This is a genomic window from Clostridia bacterium (assembly GCA_019683875.1).
Classification (GTDB): Bacteria; Bacillota; Sulfobacillia; order RBS10-35; family Bu92; genus Bu92.
In genome coordinates this window covers 1-18,598 of record JADGHN010000029.1, presented here as the reverse complement: position 1 = coordinate 18,598, position 18,598 = coordinate 1, and the positions used below count along the sequence as shown (strand labels likewise).

General features: G+C 69.9%; 21 protein-coding genes. 6 read left to right on the top strand and 15 right to left on the bottom strand.

Going from position 1 to position 18,598, the window contains the following annotated elements; genetic code table 11:
• Window positions 1-82 precede the first annotated feature (82 nt).
• From IRZ18_03915 to IRZ18_03885, 7 genes are all read right to left on the bottom strand, one after another.
• Window positions 83-1,906, bottom strand: coding sequence for an aminoglycoside phosphotransferase family protein (locus IRZ18_03915; GenBank protein MBX5476253.1), 1,824 nt, complete (start codon window positions 1,904-1,906; stop codon window positions 83-85).
• A complete protein-coding gene (locus IRZ18_03910; GenBank protein MBX5476252.1) occupies window positions 1,899-2,702 on the bottom strand; it encodes a carbohydrate deacetylase in 804 nt (267 codons plus the stop codon). Before IRZ18_03910 ends, IRZ18_03915 begins: the two co-directional genes overlap by 8 nt.
• A 5-nt stretch (window positions 2,703-2,707) precedes the next feature.
• Window positions 2,708-3,700 (bottom strand): glycosyltransferase, encoded by a 993-nt coding sequence (locus IRZ18_03905; protein MBX5476251.1) that lies wholly within the window; start codon window positions 3,698-3,700, stop codon window positions 2,708-2,710.
• A 67-nt stretch (window positions 3,701-3,767) separates the two neighbouring features.
• The gene (locus IRZ18_03900) at window positions 3,768-4,391 is read right to left on the bottom strand and encodes a hypothetical protein (GenBank protein ID MBX5476250.1); all 624 of its coding nucleotides are present in this window, start codon (window positions 4,389-4,391) and stop codon (window positions 3,768-3,770) included.
• Window positions 4,392-4,517: 126 nt separating this feature from the next.
• On the bottom strand, window positions 4,518-5,753 hold the full coding sequence (locus IRZ18_03895) for a hypothetical protein (GenBank protein ID MBX5476249.1): 1,236 nt from the start codon (window positions 5,751-5,753) through the stop codon (window positions 4,518-4,520).
• 157 nt (window positions 5,754-5,910) lie between these two features.
• A complete protein-coding gene (locus tag IRZ18_03890) occupies window positions 5,911-6,717 on the bottom strand; it encodes a hypothetical protein (protein ID MBX5476248.1) in 807 nt (268 codons plus the stop codon).
• Between the two features lie 241 nt (window positions 6,718-6,958).
• On the bottom strand, window positions 6,959-7,180 hold the full coding sequence (locus IRZ18_03885) for a hypothetical protein (protein MBX5476247.1): 222 nt from the start codon (window positions 7,178-7,180) through the stop codon (window positions 6,959-6,961).
• 141 nt (window positions 7,181-7,321) lie between these two features.
• On the opposite strand from IRZ18_03885, the gene IRZ18_03880 reads away from it, so the two are divergent.
• The 5 genes from IRZ18_03880 to IRZ18_03860 all read left to right on the top strand — a co-directional run bounded on the left by IRZ18_03880 (window position 7,322) and on the right by IRZ18_03860 (window position 10,765).
• Window positions 7,322-7,753 (top strand): OsmC family protein, encoded by a 432-nt coding sequence (locus tag IRZ18_03880; protein MBX5476246.1) that lies wholly within the window; start codon window positions 7,322-7,324, stop codon window positions 7,751-7,753.
• 119 nt (window positions 7,754-7,872) lie between these two features.
• A complete protein-coding gene (locus IRZ18_03875) occupies window positions 7,873-8,598 on the top strand; it encodes an SIMPL domain-containing protein (protein ID MBX5476245.1) in 726 nt (241 codons plus the stop codon).
• 216 nt (window positions 8,599-8,814) lie between these two features.
• Window positions 8,815-9,504, top strand: a complete 690-nt coding sequence (locus IRZ18_03870; protein ID MBX5476244.1) for a hypothetical protein — start codon at window positions 8,815-8,817, stop codon at window positions 9,502-9,504.
• Window positions 9,505-9,788: 284 nt separating this feature from the next.
• Window positions 9,789-10,400, top strand: a complete 612-nt coding sequence (locus IRZ18_03865; protein ID MBX5476243.1) for a hypothetical protein — start codon at window positions 9,789-9,791, stop codon at window positions 10,398-10,400.
• A gap of 122 nt (window positions 10,401-10,522) precedes the next feature.
• Window positions 10,523-10,765 carry a hypothetical protein gene (locus tag IRZ18_03860; protein MBX5476242.1) on the top strand — a complete coding sequence of 81 codons (243 nt, stop codon included), beginning with the start codon at window positions 10,523-10,525 and terminating at the stop codon, window positions 10,763-10,765.
• Window positions 10,766-10,969: 204 nt separating this feature from the next.
• Here the strand turns inward: IRZ18_03860 and IRZ18_03855 are convergent, their stop codons facing one another.
• The 4 genes from IRZ18_03855 to IRZ18_03840 form a co-directional block, all read right to left on the bottom strand.
• On the bottom strand, window positions 10,970-11,761 hold the full coding sequence (locus IRZ18_03855; protein ID MBX5476241.1) for a cell wall hydrolase: 792 nt from the start codon (window positions 11,759-11,761) through the stop codon (window positions 10,970-10,972).
• Window positions 11,762-11,996: 235 nt separating this feature from the next.
• Window positions 11,997-13,292, bottom strand: coding sequence for an MFS transporter (locus tag IRZ18_03850; protein ID MBX5476240.1), 1,296 nt, complete (start codon window positions 13,290-13,292; stop codon window positions 11,997-11,999).
• A 137-nt stretch (window positions 13,293-13,429) separates the two neighbouring features.
• On the bottom strand, window positions 13,430-13,828 hold the full coding sequence (locus IRZ18_03845; protein MBX5476239.1) for a CrcB family protein: 399 nt from the start codon (window positions 13,826-13,828) through the stop codon (window positions 13,430-13,432).
• A 32-nt stretch (window positions 13,829-13,860) separates the two neighbouring features.
• Window positions 13,861-14,235, bottom strand: a complete 375-nt coding sequence (locus IRZ18_03840) for a CrcB family protein (GenBank protein MBX5476238.1) — start codon at window positions 14,233-14,235, stop codon at window positions 13,861-13,863.
• A gap of 107 nt (window positions 14,236-14,342) precedes the next feature.
• Between IRZ18_03840 and IRZ18_03835 the strand changes: the two genes are divergently transcribed.
• The gene (locus IRZ18_03835; protein MBX5476237.1) at window positions 14,343-14,699 is read left to right on the top strand and encodes a DUF190 domain-containing protein; all 357 of its coding nucleotides are present in this window, start codon (window positions 14,343-14,345) and stop codon (window positions 14,697-14,699) included.
• 7 nt (window positions 14,700-14,706) lie between these two features.
• On the opposite strand, the gene IRZ18_03830 is transcribed toward IRZ18_03835, so the two are convergent.
• The 4 genes from IRZ18_03830 to IRZ18_03815 all read right to left on the bottom strand — a co-directional run bounded on the left by IRZ18_03830 (window position 14,707) and on the right by IRZ18_03815 (window position 18,285).
• The gene (locus IRZ18_03830) at window positions 14,707-15,123 is read right to left on the bottom strand and encodes an LD-carboxypeptidase (protein ID MBX5476236.1); all 417 of its coding nucleotides are present in this window, start codon (window positions 15,121-15,123) and stop codon (window positions 14,707-14,709) included.
• 73 nt (window positions 15,124-15,196) lie between these two features.
• The gene (locus tag IRZ18_03825) at window positions 15,197-16,432 is read right to left on the bottom strand and encodes an MFS transporter (protein ID MBX5476235.1); all 1,236 of its coding nucleotides are present in this window, start codon (window positions 16,430-16,432) and stop codon (window positions 15,197-15,199) included.
• Between the two features lie 94 nt (window positions 16,433-16,526).
• The gene (locus IRZ18_03820; GenBank protein MBX5476234.1) at window positions 16,527-18,035 is read right to left on the bottom strand and encodes a sodium:solute symporter family protein; all 1,509 of its coding nucleotides are present in this window, start codon (window positions 18,033-18,035) and stop codon (window positions 16,527-16,529) included.
• Between the two features lie 52 nt (window positions 18,036-18,087).
• The gene (locus IRZ18_03815; protein ID MBX5476233.1) at window positions 18,088-18,285 is read right to left on the bottom strand and encodes a DUF3311 domain-containing protein; all 198 of its coding nucleotides are present in this window, start codon (window positions 18,283-18,285) and stop codon (window positions 18,088-18,090) included.
• Between the last annotated feature and the right edge of the window lie 313 nt (window positions 18,286-18,598).

Sequence of the window (18,598 nt, the reverse complement as noted above, 5' to 3'; positions counted from 1 at the left end):
CCCGCCGCCCCTCCGCCCGCCACGCGCAAGCGCGCGCGGTCGCCGGACAGCGACCGGGCGACGGCCAGCTCCAGCCACGGGCTCACCACGCCAGCTCCCGGGCCGGGACGTCCCGCGCCTTCCAGAGCTCGCGGCGGAGCCGCTGCAGGGCGTCGTCGAAGCGCTGCGGCTCGTCGGACGCGGCGGCGTCCGCGAGCGTCCAGGCCGTCATCTCCACGATGCGCAGGCGGTGGACGCCGTTGTAGTCGTGGACCAGGTCGCGCGGCCGGCAGGGCCAGCCGGCGTCGGCGCGGGCGCGGGCGTACTCGGCGAGGAGCTCGTCGCGCGCGGCCGCCGGAAGGCCGTCCGAGAGGTGCGAGACGTCGAAGACCGGCATGCGTTCGGCGGCCGTCTCCCAGTCGACGAGCGCCGGGAGCGCGGCCGGGTCGTCGGGGACGAGGATGTTGTGCGCGTGCAGGTCCCCGTGCGTGAGGGCGAGGTCACCGTCGGCCGGCTCGAACGCGTCGAGCGCGCGCCATTCACGCAGAATCTCGTGCCAGAGCTCCCGGTCCTGCGGGCGCATGCGCGACGCGACCCGCTCGGCGCGCGAGAGAATGTCCTCGGCCTGCCCACGCCTCGCGGCCAGCGTTTCGACGGGCGGTGCGGCCGGGCCGTCCCCGGCGGCGCCTCCCGCACGGCGGCCGGCGCGGGCCTTCCCCGCGTCCGCCCGCATCTCCGCGTGGAACCGGGCGAGCGCGCGCACGGCGCGGCGCCAGGCGGGGCGCGCGCGCCGGGTCAGCGGCGTCCCCTCCAGGTCCTGCTGCGCGAGATAACGCTCGGTGACGGCATACAGGCGTGGCACGCTCACGGCCGCGCTCTCGCGCGCCCACGCCATCCCGCGCGCCTCGGCCGCGAGCGCCTCGGGACGATGCGTCTTCACGATGAAGGACCAGCGGCGAATCCCGCCGCCGTCTTCGTACAGGGCGGTGTAGCGGCCCGCCGAGGCGCTCTCGCTCCGCTTCAGGTCGCGATACTGCCAGAACGCGTAGGCCAGCTTCCCCGGGTGCGCCCGAAGCACGATGTCGTTCAGGTCCGCGAGCGCCAGCGGGCCCTCCGGCCGCCGCACGCGCTTGAAGAGCGGCTCGCCGGCGAGCGTCTCGTCCGCCGCGTGGCCGAAGTCGATCGCCACCACGCCCAGCTCGCGGCTCATCCGCGGGCACAGGATGCAGGCCGTGACCCCCGCGGACACCAACGCCACGTCGAACCGGAACCCGGCGCACTCGCGCAGCGCCGGCTCAAGGTCGGGATAGCCGCGCACGGGCCCGACGGCGCCCACGACGTCGACGCCATGCCGTTGCAGCCAGGCCGCGAACGATGTCCCCGGCCCGCCGACGACGAGCACGCGCCGCCCGGCGAGCAGGTCCGTCCAGTACCCGTGGTCGCGCAGTTGGTAGTTCACCACGGAGTTCGTCAGCCGGTCGCGCGGCAGGCGGACGCCCGCCTCGTCGAGCGCCTGGGCCAGGAGCGGCTGGAAGTTCTCCAAGCGCGCGAGCGGCACGCCGATGAGGTCGGCCTCCCCGATCGCGCGCAGCAGCGCGTCGCGGGCGCCAAAGGAGGGCGAGACGACCTTCGTCTCGGCGAGCAGCGGCAGGCGGCGGGCGGCTTCGTCCGGGCTCAACACGAGTCCCTGCGCCAGCGTGAGCGCCTCGCCGTCGCCGAGCCGGATGAGGGAAAGCGGCCGGCGCGCGTCCAGCGCGCGCCGGATGCGGTACGCCACCTCGTGCACGTCGATGAGCGGCAGGGTTTCGCCCGCGAGCGCGCGCACGCCCTCGGCGAGAATGGCCCGCCAGTCGACGCCGGGGAGCAGGCGCCGCTCCTCGAGTTCGTCGTACACCCGCTGTTCCGCCTCGATGTCGACCCTATCCATTCCGGGCACCTCCCCGTGAACCGGCGCGGCGCGCCTCGGCCAGCTGGCCGTAATGGATGCGTCGCAGTCCCAGCGCGTTCATCGCCGTGACCAGGGACGGATCCTTCAGCACCTTCGCCTCTTCCGCGCGCTCGTCGGTCCAGGCCGAGATCGCCCGGACGTCGTCGTCCACGTAGCCGGGGTGGGTCATCAATTCGGTGACGCCGGAGCCGATGGAACGGAGGTGGTTCAGGAACCGCTGGCGCCCGTCGCCCGTGAAGTACACGTCGGAGATGAGCCGATCCGTGGTCGGCGGATGCGGCACGGCCGGAGCGTCCGGCAACGCGTCGGCCGTCCGGCGCATCGGCAGCCCCTCACGGTTCGCGAGGCGGGCCATGCAGGCGTAGACCACGGGGAATTGCTGCACATGGTGGTGCGAATCGAGGTGCGTCAGGCGCAGTCCGGCACGGCGCGCCCGGTTCCACTGCTCGGCGATCTCGCGGGCCACCTCCTCCTCGCGCCAGGTCCCGAGGGCGCGCTCCTTGAGGTCGCGGTGGAAGAACGCGCCGTCATAGCCGACGAGCGTGGGCACGAGCTCGGGCGGCGAGAGCGGCCGGCCATACGTGAGATTGACGTGGAGGCCCACGCCGAGCGTGGGCGTCGCCCGGGCCAGGCGCACGGCGTCCGCGAAGCCCGGCATGTTGGCCATCACCGTGGCGCTCGTGACGACGCCCGCGCGGTGGGCGTCGATCACCCCGCGGTTCACGCTGGCCGAGAGGCCGAAGTCGTCGGCGTTGACGATCACGTATCGGCGCATCGGCATCATCGCACCCACCACGGCAGGCGCCGTCCAGCCTGCGGGCTCCGCAGCCACGCGCCCGGGGCGCCGGCGGCAGGGTCCGTCTTCGCGGGCGCGTCCGCGCGAGCGCCCCCCGCGGCCTCGACCTCGGCCCCGGCGCGCCGGCCGGGGTTCCCCGCCAACGCCGGTTCCCGCGCGAGAATCTCTCTCACCCGCTCCACGATCGCCTCCATCTGATCCCGCCGCCGCACGGCGTCGTTCCGCCCGCCCCGGGCGCCGTGGACGGACCGCAACAAATCCAATGCCTCAAGGTGATCGCCGAGGATCAGGCGCTCGAGCATCAGCGGCGAGCGCGTCGGCGAGTCGTACCGGTGGACGCGGTTGCGCGTGGCCACGTCCACCGCGTGCACGGAGCGCACGCGCAGCCCGGCGAGCACGGCGGCCGCGTGGGCCAGCGGCGGCACGGCGAGCCGTTGCCAGCCGATCGTCTCCACCGCCCGCCGCGACAGCGCGTGCGGAATGCCCGTGAGCGAGTTCACCCCCAGATCCGGCCGGTCGAGGCAATGGTTCAGAAACGCCTTCGCCAGGGCCACCACGTGCACCCGGTGCGGCAGGGCGATGATCCGGTTCAGATCGTTCAGAGCGACGTCAACCCCGTTGGCCACGGCGCGCAGGAAGGGGGCCAGGTCCTCGCTCGGCACGACGATGTCGGCGTCGGTGAAGAGATAGATGTCCGCGTCCGTCACCGCCGCACCCACCGCCCGCCCCACGTCGTGGCCGAGGGAGCCGGTGATCTCGATCACCCGGCAGCCCTGCCCGGCGGCGATCTCCGCCGTGCGATCCTGCGACCCGTTGACGACGACGACCACCTCGTCGAGCGGCAGCCGGCGGAGCTGGCGCAGGACGGCATCGATGGTCCGCTCCTCGTTCTGCGCGGGCACGATGGCGACGGCGCGGCGAGCGCCGAGCCGCAGGTCTACCGGCTTCAGTTCCTGCATCTCATGGAGATGGGTCACGCGGCATCCTCCTCGGGGTCATGAAGCGCCAGGGGCGCCCCTGAGGGCGCCCCCGGCGGACGCCACGCTACGTGGGCGGCAGGCACTGCGGCGGGAAGAGGTTCTCCGGCGGGCACTCCACCGGCGGCGACGGCAACGTCACGCACTCCGACGGGACGCAGAAGCCGAAGCTCGGCACGAGCAGCTTCACGAGCGCGTTGGCCTCGATGAGGATGCACAGCGTGACCGAGACGTGCACGTTGCGGCCGGCCACGAACGCGGCGTCGCAGGCGCTCGACGGCACGCGGCAGTCGATCGTCGTCCCCTCCGGGGCGCAGAGCGTCACCGTCTTCTGGAAGGTGAAGGAGTCCATAAACGTGCACACCACCTCGCCGGTGGTCGCGCGCACGGTGAACGTGAGCGGCACCGTCACGAGCAGCGTGACGTTCGCGAGCCCTCCACCTCCCTCGATCGGCACACGGCTCATTTCCCGGCAGGAGACGAAGCCGACCGAGCAGTCGACGACGGCGTTCGCGGGAATCGCACCGCACGTCGACGGGATGGGGAACTGAAGGTTGCTGCGGTTGTCGGTCTGGAAGCAGAAGTCGTAGACCTTCACCGTCTCGATGCAGACGATTTCGGTGGCCGGCGGACAACCGCCCGGTGGACAGGGGCCGGGGACCACCTCATCCATCCGAATGCGCGTGGGCATCCGGTTCCCTCCTTTCAGCTGGGTTCAGGAAAAGCTATGCGGCGCCTCGGACCGTTGTGATTGCGTCGGCCGCAGGTTCTGGAAGGCTTTGGGCACGGTCCCGGTCCCGCCGGGAACGACCTTCATTCACCCAAGCGCGCGGCGCTCGCCGGGCTGCAGGAAGCTGCTGATCGAGCCCATGTGGCGAGGAGCCGCCGCGCGGGGCGCCGGCGCCGGGGCCTCGGCGCGTGCGCCGGGCGGAAGCGGAAGGGGAAGGGGCGGAGCGACGGGCGCCGGCGCGCTCGGGCGCGGCAGGCGGGCCGCGGGCGCGGGTGACGTGGCGGTCCCGCTCGGGCGGAACGTATTGAGGCGCGGGGGCGCGGGCGCCGTGACGGGCGGCGGGATGCGCCAGACCAGCCGTTGCGGCTGCGGTTCACCGCTCGCGGCCGCGGGCGTGGAGGGCGGCGCGTCCTCTTCGTCGCCGGTCGCGACGTCGCGCCCGTCTCCTCCCGCATCGTCCTCGCCGTCGTCGGCCGCCCCCTCGTCCTCGGCCGCGTGCTCCGCCTGGTCGCCTCGCGTCACACCATCGGCCGGGCGGGACGACCACCACTCCTCGTCATCGTCGTCGTCGAGGTAGAAGTCGTCGTCATCGTCATCGTCGTCGTCGTACGGGCCCCACGCCGCCTGGGCCATGAACACGACCTCGGCGCGCCCGTTCTCGCTGGCCCGGCTGTTCGTTTCGGGCTCCGAAGGCGGAAACAGCGCCTCGCGGATGGCGGCGACCTCGGACGCGGACCGCTCCTCGCCGGCCGCCGCAAGCAGCAGCGCGTACAGGGCGTCCGCCCACTCGTGCGCGTTCTCGGCCGTCAGCTCGTGCGGCGGGATGGCGACGTCCAGCTCCACGGTCCCCCGGAATCGCAGGGCCGGCCAGATGCCTCCGGCCAGGTCCCATTCCACCGACCCACGCTCGATCGGCCACTGCAGGCCGAATCCCACGGCGTTGCGCGCAGCCGCCCACGCGGGTCCGCCGGGGAGCCCGCGGTAGCGGACGCGCACGCGAGCGGCGCCCTCCACGTCGGTGCCGGTCCAGGATACCGCCAGGCGGAGCGAGGGTGCGGAGTCGCCGGCGCCGTTCAGCCGCGCCCCCACGGCGTTGAGGATGCCGGCGAGAAGCCGCGAAAGCGCTTCAACGCCCGCGTTCGCGGGGTCGGGAAAGGACACGTCGATGCGGACACCGGTCAGCGCCGACCCGACGGCGACGGTGCCCCGCTCCAGGTCCCAGTGGGCCCGTTGGCGAGTCGTGGAGAGAAGAACGCGCAGGAGCGGCGTACCTTCTTCGTCGACGGTCTCGACCATCCGGTCGGCGATCAGAACGATCGGCATGGCGACATCCCCCCGAGGTTTCAGGCAGCGAGCGCTGAGGGTTCGCCGTCATGCTACGCGCAGCCGCCGGATTTGCCACAGGCGGGAGGTCTCTAAAAAAGGAGAAGGCCAGCGCGAGGCCGGCCTTCTCCGAATTGCGTCCGCTCCGAGCGCCGGCTCAGTTCCCGGCGAACAGCTCGCAGACCATGACGCTGTGCGGGCCGTGCACCACGGCGATGCCGACGAGGTTGTGCGACGGGTACAGGATGTTCGCACGATGCGGCGGGTCGGCCTCGAACGCCATCTCCGCCCAGGACACGCTGCGGTTGGAGGCGAGGTTCTCCGCGCCCATCACGCGCCAGTGGTCGCCGAAGGACCGCTCCATCTGATAGGCGGTGCCGTAGGTGGGCGTCTCGTGCTGGAACACGTGATGCGAGGCCAGGTCCTGCAGGCGCAGGCGGGCGAGTCGCGTCAGCTCCGGGTCAAGGCTGAGCGACCCCAACCCCTGGCTGGCCCGCAAGCGGTTGATCGAGTCGAGCACCAGGCTGACCTCGTCCGCGCCGCCCCAGGAGTAACCGCTCGGAAGCGCGGGGAGGCTGCCGCTGTCCGCCGGGGCGGATCCGGACGACGTGCCGGGCGCGGAGGGCGGCGTCGAAGGCGTTCCCGACGGCGGCGTCGCCGGCTGGCCGGACGGTGCCGGGGCCGGCTGAGGCGCCGGCGCGGGCTGCGGCGTCGGCTGCACGAGGCGGGCGTACCACCAGGGCAGGCGGAGCGTGCTCGACACAGCCGGCGCGCTTCCCACCGACGGGCTGGCCGGCGGGTTGGCCGGCGTCGCGGGCGTGCTCGGCGTGGACGAAGCGGGCGTCGTCGCCGAGCCGGAAGGTCGGACGTACCACGAAGCCGCCGCGTGCCGCGGCGCCGCCGCGAGCAGGAACGACGCCACGCCGATGATGGCCGCGCCGGTGCGCATCCATGTTCTCGTCAATCGTCTTCCCCCCTGCGGTCCGGGCTTCGGGCGGGACCCGCGGCCGAACCGAACGTCTTGGTAGGCCGATGCTACCGGTCGAGGAGGGAAGACACAACGTTGTCGACAGAACGAGAGGACGCGTGACGGCTGGATGACGGATCGAGGTGGACGCTCGCGGGCTTGTCTCGTAACGACGGGCTTGGATACCAAAACATGCCGGCCGGTCGTGCGCGGGCGCGCCGCTTCGAGACGGCGGCGTTCAGCTCTTCATCTGCGCGTAGGCGGGCTGCCGCGGCCCAAGGTACCGGGCCAAGGCCTCGCCGGTCCGCCGCATTCGCTGGTCGAGCTCAAACAGCCACTGTCGCTCACGCGGCGGCCTCGATCGCTCCGCCTCCTGGCGCAACGCCCGCTGGCGTTCGACGCACAATTCAAACGGAAATTGCAGGAACACAAGCATCACCTCCGGATTCATCGCGTTCAACGGGATTGGTGCCCCCTGGCATCATCGGAAATTGTAGCCGAGAAGAAGGAGTTTGGGAAGGGCCGAAGTATTAAAAATAGGTTAAAGTCCGATGACCCCGCGCCGCCCGCGGGGTGCGCTGGACCACAGGGAGGCGCAGCCATGAAAGTCGAACTGCAGTGGCAATCCGGGCTCCTCTTCGACGCTCGCACCGACCGCGTATCCCGTCCCTTCCCCGTCGCAGGCTCCTCCGATCCGGCCGCCGGCGAGCCGGCCGGCCCCACTCCCAAGGAGCTCCTGCTTGTCGCCCTGGCGGGCTGCACCGGCATGGACGTCGCGTCGATCCTGGAAAAGATGAAGGAACCCGTCCGCTCCCTGCGCGTCACGGCGGAGGGCGAGCAGACGGACGAGCACCCCCGCGTCTTCAAGTTCTTCCACATCGTCTACGAGGTCGAGGGCGAAGGCCTGTCCCCCGACAAGGTGATGCGCGCGGTGACGCTGTCCCAAGAGCGGTACTGCGGCGTGAGCCACATGCTGAAGAAGGCGGCGCCCGTCACGTTCGAGGTGCGGGTGAACGGCACCGTCGTGTCGTAGGCGAGCGGCCGGCCGCTCCGGCGACCCCTGTGCGCTTGCCCATCGGGGTCCAATCCTCCCCTGCGGGAAACCGGACGCCCCCATCCGCGTCTAACGGGCACTGAGGGAGGATGTGGCCCATGCAACGTTGGAGGCAGGCCGTCGTCGTCGTCGCGCTGCTCGTCGCCCTCGCGTTCGTCGCGGGCATCCCCTCCGTCTCGGCGGACGAGCCGGCGCCGACAGGGCAGCCGCAGGAAGTGCACACGATCACGGTCGTCGGGCAAAGCGAGACGTCCGTCCAGCCCGACATGGCCCAGTTCAGCGTCGGCGTCCGCACGGTGGCCTCGACCGCGCAGCAGGCGCAGTCCGAGGTCTCGACCGCCGCCCGGCGTCTCATCGACCAGTTGAAGGCGCACGGCGTGGGCGCCGGCGACATCGAGACGAGCTCCTATTCGCTCAACCCGCACTACGGGGACGGGTCCGGACGCGTCGACGGGTTCGAAGCCGACTACATGCTGCGGGTGACCGTCCGCGACCTGGACGCGCTCGGCAGCCTTCTGGACGCGACGGTGGCGTCGGGCGCCAACCAGATCTTCGGCATCCAGTTCCTCGCCTCGAACGCCGACGCGGTCCAGCGGGGCGCGTACGACGACGCCGTGCGCGACGCCCGCCGGAAGGCGGAGACGCTCGCCGCCGCGGCCGGAGCGCGCATCGTCGGGGTGAAGGACATCGAGTTGCAGGACGTGTACGGGCCGCCCATCATCTACGCCGACGTGAAACAGGCTCCCGCTGCCGCCCTGCCGATCCAACCCGGCGACCAGACATTGCGCACCACGGTGCGCGTGACGTACCTCATCGCTCCGTAGCGCTCGCTCCGCAGCACGCCCGCGCGACCGGGGTGCCTCGAGGCTCCCCGGCGCGTGTCCGCGTACGCACGCCTCACCGCTTCACCCGCCACCCGGATTGTCGCCATTCCGCTTATGTGGATTTGTCCCTGCCCCATCCGCCTTTCTCACACACCCTCCCGTGCCCACATATCCTGCGAAAGACACAGTTCCCGTCAGGGGAGGTATTCGAACGCCATGCCGATGAAGATGGGCGACATCAACGCCGTGGAATGGCAGCCTCGCGAAGGCGGTGGCCTCGCGAAACCGTTATGTCCGGGCGCCGAACTCGTCCTGGTCTCCGAAGAGGTCACGATGCGATTTCCCCAGCCCGGCGAACACCTCTTCCTCGTGCTCCAGGGCGATGGTCGTGGCCGCGTCCCTCAGGGCCTGATGGCCCTCGGTTCGGGCATCACCTTCGCCATCGACGGGCGCCACTCCGTGACGCTCGCTCCCCTTCCGTCAGAGGAACTCATCCTGCTCCACCTTCACCCCTCCACGCTGTCCTGGGCTTCTCAGGATGCGCCGGAGACTCCCGCCGTCACGCCAGCACACGCCGCAGGATCGGCTGCCTCCAGAACCGCGGAACGGCAGGCGTCCGCTCCCGACGCGATGGGCGAACCGCCATCCTCCGTCCCCGGGGAGCGGGTCACGCCGCCCGTCCCATGGTTCGCGTCCCGCCCGCGGGCCAAGCCGACCACGGCCGTGGGGTCCGAATCCCCGCTCGTCGTCACGGTCGACAACGTGTCCGTTGGGGAGGGAACGCCGGCCGAACCGGTGGAGGAGACGGCCGCCGAGTCTCCGACCGCCCGATCGGCTCATGAGGAGCCGACCGCCCTCGTCCAGCCGGCGAAGAGGCGCCGCAGGAACTGGTACTTGAGGGACTAGATCCAACGCCTCACCCGATGCGTCAACAATCCGTTTCCCGACCACAAAGACGAGGTGGCAGCGGAATGGAAGGCCGGTATCTGCTAGGGTTGCTGCCCGTGGAACGGGCGCTGACATTCTTGGCCCGTCAAACGACATCGGTGTTCGATCCCGAAGATGTGCGCGCGCGTTGCGAGGCTGCGCTCGCCAAACGCCTCTCCCGCGGCGCCATCGAACGATCCGCCCCTGTCGAACCATGGCCGGAAGCGTTTCGTGAGCACGCGGAACGTGTGCAGGCGCGCCCTTTGTACCAACGGCTTTTTTCGTCGTCGAACGCTTCCCTCGGATTGGTGGACCTGCGCTCGCTCTTCACGATCCAGCCGCATGTGAACTTCACGTATGCGGAGCAGTCGTTTTCGCGCGAGCCCACCGTGCAAGAGGTCCTGGAAAAGTGCCTGCCGACGACGCCCAAATCCACGGAGCTTTGGGGCGGCGTCACTCACCGCCAAGGGGAAGATTTGGCGTGCACCCTGTGCACCACCGATCTGAACTTCGTCGTGTCCGAAGCGAAGCTGGACACCAACAACGGCACACACCTCTCCTTCACCTTCAACCGCGTGTCCGTTTTCTGCCAGGTGGTGGAAGTGAACGGGTGCCTGTACCTCAAGGACGGAACGCATCGGGCCGTCGGGCTGCTGGCGCGTGGGATCACCAAGATGCCGTGCGTCGTGGTCCGTGGCGCGAGAGAAAGCCAGGTCCCCGACCACCTGCCGCCGGACGTGCTCTTCGGGCCAACGCGGCCGCTCATCGCCGATTTCCTGGATCCCGACCTGCACTTCGCGCACGAGTGGGCCGAGCGGGTCAAGGTCATCCGCATCCGGGTGGACGAGTTCGTCATGCCGCACCGGCCGACCTGACCGCGAATCGTCGTCTCGGTTCCGTCGACCCGTGTCACAACCTGTCCGAAACGCATACGGTGTAACGCCAGGGCCAGTCCCGCACCGGACCCGGGCAGTTCCAGACGAAGGAGGTGGCAACCGTGACCGACCTCGACGGGAGGAGCGGCGGCAGGAACTGGGATAGCTCGTTTCACATGGTCTTGGAGCATCTCATCGGCCAGACCGTCGAAATCCAGACCAACGACTCCGCCTTCTCCGGAAAGCTGGCGGACGTCGAGACGACGTTCGTGACCCTGGCGTCGACGACCGACAACGGTGGGAGTGGGAGCGTGGCGCTCGTCTACATCCCGATCCGGAAGATCAACGCCGTCACGAACGACTAAGAAGGTCGCGGAGGGGGCCCTCGCCCCCTCCCTCCTTCGGACTTCAAACGACCGGGAGAAGGAATCTACGCTCCTGATCGGGGACCGGTGCGGAGGCGCAGGCGCCGGCGCCGGGTTCGGTACCGCGGAACAGGACACGACGGGGAGCCGTCCGGCTCCCCGTCGTCGTCTTTCAGCCGCCGTATCTCCGTGACGAAGCGCCGCTCAGCTTCTCGGCACGCCAAAGATGTGGTTGCCGATGTGCGCCGTCTGGATGAGGCTCCAAAGGAAGGCGTTCGAGGTCATCGCGGGCGCGAAGAAGTACAGCGCGCCGTGCGTCGGGTCCTCGCCCGCCAGCGCGCGGCGGACGGCCTCACGATTCTGCGCCGTCGGCGGGTCCGTGGTGAAGAAGTAGTTCCCGACCGATTCAAACTGGTACGGCTGGTAGATGACATCTCGCACGGTGTTGGGGAACAGCGGGCTCTTCACGCGGTTCAGCACCACGGCCGCGACGGCGATCTGGCCTTCCAACGGCTCAGTGTTGGCTTCCGCGTGGACGAGGTGCACAAGGAGCTCGACCTCGGCCGGGCTGACCTGGACGCCGGCGCCGGTCGCGCCGCTCGCCGGAGCGGGTGCCGGCGTAGCCGGCTTGTCCGCTGGAACGGCAGCCGTCCCGCGCGCCGGGCCCCATCCGCCAAGGGCCAGGATCTTCGCGAAGGTCGCGGCGTCGAGCACGCCGGTCACCGGCAGCCCGAAACGCCGCTGAAACGCTTGCAGCGCGGCGAGCGTGCGGTCGCCGAAATACCCGTCGGCGGGGCCGGGATTGAAGCCGAAGTGCCACAGGTCGCCTTGCAGCGTTCGGACGGCGGGTCCCGCATCACCGTAAGACAGACCGGGACGGATGTCGCCGCTCACCCAGTGCCAGTGGGCGGGGCTCGCCAGGATCGGCGTGGCAGCAAACAGGGTGGATGTCGCGATCGCGGCCGCCGCGACGGCGCGCGCTACGCGGTTGGACAATGACGACACTCCTTTCGCCGGCGGGGTTAGCTGTCGGGTTCGGGTGGAGCGCCCCTGGGCCCATTTGGTGTGCTTGGGCCGTTCACCCCAGCAAGACGGAAGGCTGGGTCCCCCGCGTCCGGTTGGCGCCGGACTTTGGCTGTTCATACATTGCCATCGGATGCAAACGCTCGCACACCCCTAAAAATTTTCCTATGGCACGTCACGCGGCGCGCGGTGACGGGCGAAGATCCGTTCAATGTCGCGCCGGGGCGCCGCGCTGCGCCCACACCGCAGGTCGAAGAAGGGTCGCCAAAATGGGCAGGCTTGCGACTTGCGCAACGGCGACCAGCAGCACCACGGCCGCCGGCGACACGTCGTAGAGGAACCCGTTCACGGCGCTTCCGGCAAACCATGCCAGGCCGTAGGCGAGGTTGAACATGCCGTACGCGGTCGCCCGAGCCTCCGCCGGCACCATGCCGGGGATGGCGGCGCGCATCGTCGCCTCCTGCACGCCCATGGCCGCGCCCCAGGCGAGGATGCCGGCCCACGCCGGCCACGCGGCGCCGGCCGGGGCGATCGCCTGGACGCCGAAGATCAACGCCACGGCCGCCAGGCTGCCGAGCGGCATCAGCGCGAGAACCCCCAACCCGCGCCGGTCGTATGCGCGTCCCGCGATCAGCGCCGCCAGCGCGTCCACGGCCATGGCCACCGAGAACGCGAGCGGGATCGCGGCGTCCGGCAGCACGCCGGCCGCCTTCCAGTGGTACGCGATGACCTGAAAGTGCACGAAGCCGAACACGGTCAGCGAGGCGAAGGCGACGTACACCCAGAACCGGCGTCCGAAGCCCTTCGACGCCGCTTGTGCGGCGCGCCCGGGATCCGGGGCGCCGGCCTCGGACTGCGGCTCCGCTTCCATCGACCGGGGGTCAGCGAAGGTGAAGCGCGCGCACAGGAGCGTCACCAGGGCGAGCGCGGCGGGCACGGCGAGCGCCGCGAACCCCGAACGGTAACTGCCGTGCGCATACACGATCGATGCCACGATCAGCGGGCCGGTGACGGCGCCGATCTGGTCCAGCGCTTCGTGCAGGCCGAAGCCGAAGCCGTGCCCGACCTGGCTCGTGGCGTGGGAGAGCATCGCGTCCCGCGCGGGCGTGCGCACGCCCTTGCCGATTCGCTCCAGGAGCATCAGCGCCGCGGCCAGCGGCCAGTTGCCGGCCAGCGCCAGGAGCGGCACCGCAAGCAGGTTCACCGCGTAGCCGATCCCGGTGATCAGCCAATACCTTCGTGTGCGGTCCGAGATGTATCCCGAAGCCAATCGCAGCCCGTAACCCAGAAGTTCTCCCAGGCCGGCCACCAGGCCGACGACGCCCGCGGACGCGCCCAGCGACTGCAAAAAGGGCGCCGTGGCGCTGCGCGCCCCCTCGTACGTCATGTCCGCGAACAGGCTGACGACGCCGACCAGAATGATGAAGCTCATCGCCCGCGCGCGAGGCGTCGACGCTCGCCCCGCGCGCTTCCCGTTCTCGACCCCAGCCCCGGCTGCGTTCATGGCCGCGTCGCCCCCGTTTCGACCGAGCTCCAATGACATGGACCGCCCTTGGATTCCGTCTCTGCCAAAAATATCATGCCAACCAGCTTGGAGATCGGCCCGCGGCCGGATCCACCGCCCACTTGCGCCGCAAGCCGTCAGTCGGGCCGCGGGTCTCGCGCGCGCAACCATGGACTCCGCAGCCAGATCCATCGCGCCAGGCCTTGCCCGAAGATCACCGCCAACAGCGTGGCGGCCACGGAACCGAACGCGTACAGCAGCGCGATGGCGGCGGACCGCCGCCCCATTTCCCACGCGACGACCTCATACGTGGAAAAGGTCGTGAAGCCGCCCAGCACGCCCGTCGTCAGGAAGAGACGCCAGCGATCGTCAAGCCGGTCAGCTTCCAGTGCCATCGACATGACGAAGCCGATGCCAAACGACCCAAGCGCGTTCGCGGCCAGGATCGACCACGCCTCGGGCCACGGCCAGGCATGCACCCAAAGCTGCCGCGCCGCAGACCCCAGCGCCCCGCCCAGAAACACCAAGCCGTACATGCGGAGGGCTTGAACGCGTGCCGCGAGGACCCTCACCCGGCCACCGCCCCGCCGACGTACGTTCCGAGCACGGCGAACGCAAGGCCGCCCGCCAGGTTCAACCCGACGTTGAGGGCGGCTTCCGTGTAGTCGCGCTCCTGGATCATCATGAACGTCTCGTACGCAAACGTGGAGAAGGTGCTCAACCCGCCCGCGACGCCGGCCTGCCAGAACGCCGCGGCGAGCGGATGCGCGGCGGCGCCCGCGCCGGTCGCGGACACCGTCAGCGCCAGGACGAACGAGGCGGACAGGTTCGCGACCAGCGTGCCGAGCGGAACGACGGCACTCCAGGGGGCGAAGAGCCGACTCAACCCGAAGCGCAGCGCCGCGCCCAAGCCGCCTCCGAGGAGGATGGCCCCGTACGTCAAGCGAATCCGGCCTCCTCGCGGGAAACCTTCACGATTGTCGCCCCGCACGGAGGCGGGCGTCAACGCGACGCCGAAGGAATAGACTCGGCCGACTGGAGGCGGTCGCCATGGGCCAGGACGTCCCGGCGAAACGGTTGACGATCTACGTCGGTGAGGCCGATCGCTGGCGGGGCATCCCCCTCTACCACGCGATCGTCCTGGAGGCGCGGAAGCTCGGCCTCGCCGGCGCCACGGTGTGCCGCGGTCTCGAAGGCTACGGCGCCCACAGCCGCATCCACACCACGCGCATCCTCGATTTGTCCTCGGACCTGCCGGTCCGCATCGAGATCATCGACGAACCGGAGAAGATTGCACGCATCCTGCCGTTCCTGGAGCAGGCTGTGCAGGAGGGGCTCGTCGTCACGGAAGACGTGCGAGTGCATCTCGCCCGTCCCAGCGAAGCCTTGCGCGAAACGGACGCGTGAGCCGCGCTCACTCCACCGCCGGTTCGACGATCGCGAAAAACCTGCGTTCCGTGTCGATCTCGGCGCTGCATCCGATGGTCACGTCGGAAAACCCCATGAACACCTTGGGGTTTCGGCGAATGAGGTCGAAGTCCAAGCGCGGCAGGAGATGGCAGGAGTGGTCGCCGCCGATGGCCGCGAGCACGACCCTCACTTCGGGATCCGCGAACATGTCGTGGATGTCCGCCGCGCGCTCCTCGGGAGCCCCTGACACGTAGCCCCGGGCGCCGAAGAGATGCCGCCCGAACCGGACCTTGAACCCCAAGGACTCGAGAAACGCCGCGCCCCGCTCCACGCGGTGCGGGAACGTGGCGGGTCCGCACCACGACGGCGCGACGACGCCGATGGTGTCACCCGGTCGCACCACGGGCGGTTTCAATGTCATGTCTCACCCCACTGCCCTTGAGTTCGCGGCGCAGCATCGTCACGGCATCGCCGTCCCGCCATGCGATGGTCCTTCAGCCCCTCGCCGCGGTCCGCGCGGTCCGCGGCCGGGCCTCCGCCAGCGCGAACGTCGCGCCTAGGGCAGCTGCCAGAAGGCCGGCAGACAGGACGAAGGGACCGCTCAACGTCCCCGTCGCCTCGGCCATGATCCCCGCCACGGCGGGCGCCGCGACGGACGCCAGCATGCCGGCGAAGTTCAACACGCCGAAGCCGGCGCCCAACTGGTCGGCGGGCAGGCGTCGCGCCGTCTCGTTGAGGATCAGGGGATCCGTCGGCAGCTTGCCCGTGAGCCCGTAGACCAGGATGGCCGCCCACAGGAGGGCCGGAACGTGGATGAACGGCATCGCGCCCAGCGACAGGCCCGCGAGCGGGAAGAGCAGGCGCAACGCCGTCAGCCGCCGCTCGCCGAACGCCCGGGTCCACAGCACGCCGGCCGGCGCGGAGACGAGCGGGGCCAGGGCGCTCGCGGCCGCGAGCGCGGCGCCGCTCAGGCGCGCCGTTGTCTGTAGATAATACGGGAACCACGCGAGGAAGAAAAAGAACCCGAACAGCGAGCCGAAGTTCATCGTACAGAGCCAGAACAAATCGCGCGACCAGGGGATCGCCTGCGGTTTGGCGGGCCGGTCCGCTCCGCCGATCGTCCCGGCGCGAACGCCGGCGCTCGCCGTCCCCTGCGATTTGGCGCCGCCGTGATCCGGCGTCCGCGCCAGGAACACCGCGCCGACCGCGATGGTGCAGGCACCCGCGAGAACCAGCAGCACGCGCCAATGCTCCAGAAAGAACGGGGCCGCGCCGATGGCGAAACCAAGCGCGACGCCCACGCCCATGCCACCGTTGATGACGGCCGTGGCCGTGCCGCGCGCGGCCGCCGGCACGGTGCGGGAGGTGATCGCGTACTGGGCGGGATAGTACACGGACTGGAAGAGCCCCGCCGCGAACGCGAGCGCCACGAGCGCCGCGTACGAGGGCGCGAGCCCGGACAGCAACACGCTGGCGCCGAACCCGAAGAACGAGCCGGCCAGCAGCCACCTCGGCTGGATCCGGTCGCTGGCGACGCCCGCCGGGAGCTGCAGGGCGGTGTAGGCCAGAAAGAACGCTGTGCTGATCAACCCGAGCGCGGCCGGTCCGACGTCGAACTCGCGCGCGATCGGCCGCAGCAACGGCCCGAACACGGCCCGGTCCGCGTACACCAGCGCCCAGCCGACCGCACCCAACGCCGCCCAGGAAACCCAACCTGCCTCCCGTGGCACCGAACCCTCTCCGCCTTCCACGGCGCGACCCCTTCCCAAGAAGGAAGCCGGCCGGCGCCTTCGCCGGCCGGCCCGCCTCGTCCTGCCCAGAGGATCAGGCGCTGACGCTGCTCGGCACGTAGTCGGCCGGCGACGTCTCGTCCTTGCCGTTCGACAGGCGGATCGCGTGGAACACGAACGACAGCACGATGACGACCGCCAGGTTCACGAGAAGCGCCCAGATCCCGATGTAGCCGCCCACCCCGGCCACGGCGTAGATCGACGACTTGAACGCGTTCGCCCACGCCAGGTAGGTGCCCAGCACCATGCCCACGGCCCAGCCGATCAGCAGCGCCGTGCGGTGGAACCACTTCGTGTAGAGGCCGACGACGAGCATCGGCACCGTCTGCAGGATCCAGATGCCGCCGAGGAGCTGCAGATTGATCGCGAAGGTCAGCGGGATGCCGACGACGAAGACCAGGGCGCCCACCTTGACGATGAGGGACACGAGCTTCGCCACCTGCGCCTCCTCTTGCGGCGTGCACCCCGGCCGGAAGTACTCCTTGTAGATGTTCCGCGTGAACAGGTTGGCCGCGGCGATCGACATGATCGCGGCCGGCACAAGAGCCCCGATGACGATCGCGGCGTACGCGAAGCCGGCGAACCAGTGCGGGAACACCTGCGCGAAGAGCAGCGGCACGGCCATCTGGTTGTTGCCCTGCACGTCGACCTGCGCCGCCCGCGCCATGTATCCCAGCAGCGCGATGAAGCCCAGCAGCAGCGTGTAGAGGGGGAGCAGCACCGCGTTCCGCTTCAGCACGCGGTCGTTCTTCGTGCTGAGCACGGCGGTGATGGCGTGCGGGTAGAAGAAGAGCGCCAGCGCCGAGCCCAGCGCCAGCGTGGCGTAGGGCGCGTACCCCTTCGGCGCGAGCAGCGTCGCCCCGTTGAGGGCGTCGTCGGCCGCCTTGAAGATGTGGCCGAAACCGCCCAGCTTGGCCGGGATGACGAAGATCGCCGCGAGGATGGTGATGTAGATCATGAGGTCCTTGACGACCGCGACCAGCGCCGGCGCCCGCAAGCCGCTGGTGTACGTGTAGAGCGCGAGGATGGCGAACGCGATGATCAGCGGCAGATCCTTCATGAGCCCCGTCGAGCCGGCGAGGCCCATGGCCTGCAGCACCGCCTGCATGCCGACCAGCTGGAGCGCGATGTACGGCATCGTGGCGAGGATGCCCGTGACCGCGAGCGCCAGGGCGAGTCCGTGGCTGTCGTAGCGGCCGCGGATGAAGTCCGCTCCGGTGATGTACCCGTGTTTCCTTGCGACGGCCCATAGACGGGGGATGACGACGAAGATGAACGGGTAGACGATGATCGTGTACGGCACGGCGAAGAAGCCCGTGGCGCCCGCGCCGAACATCAGGGCCGGCACGGCGATGAACGTGTACGCGGTGTAGAGGTCCCCGCCGATGAGGAACCAGCTGATGATGGTGCCGAAGCGACGGCCGGCCAGGCCCCACTCATCCAGCAGGGACAGGTCGCCGCGCTGCCAGTGAGCCGCGACGAAGCCGAGCACCGTCACCAGCGCGAAGAAAAACAAAAAGACCATGAGCTCCGTGGCGTCCATTGGACCACCCCAAATGGAAATCGCTCACCTCAGGCTGACCGATGTGGTCCTTTCACTTCCGCGCGGCCGACGTCCGGCGTTCGGCTAGATAGACAAGTCCCGTGCACGCCGCCGACAGGATCACCCAGAGCATCTGGTACCAATAGAAAAAGGGAAAGCCGAATAATGTAGGATTCCATGAGTTGTAGAGCGAAGGGAATAATGTGGCAATGAACGGCAGGAGTAGAAGCACATACCACGCCTTGGACATACCCAAACCTCCCCTCTAGGAGCGTTCTTCACTTTGGGGGATTCCATATGCGAATCGCTTATCCTGCATGCGACGGATCGTTCCAGAGGGGATTCGGGTTCCGCTTGGCCGCTGCGGTCGTTCATCATGGCCACGACGCGCCCCCTATGTCGCCCTCCATCGCTCGGCCGCCGAATGACCCGAGGTTTGGAGGTCAAGGACGAGAGCGCCTAGCTCCTGCACCACTCGCTCCGCGTCGGGTCCCGCCTCGGCCCACCCCGCCACAGGCCTGGCGGTGCCGCAACCGCCCCACCCCAGTGCCGCGGAATGCGTG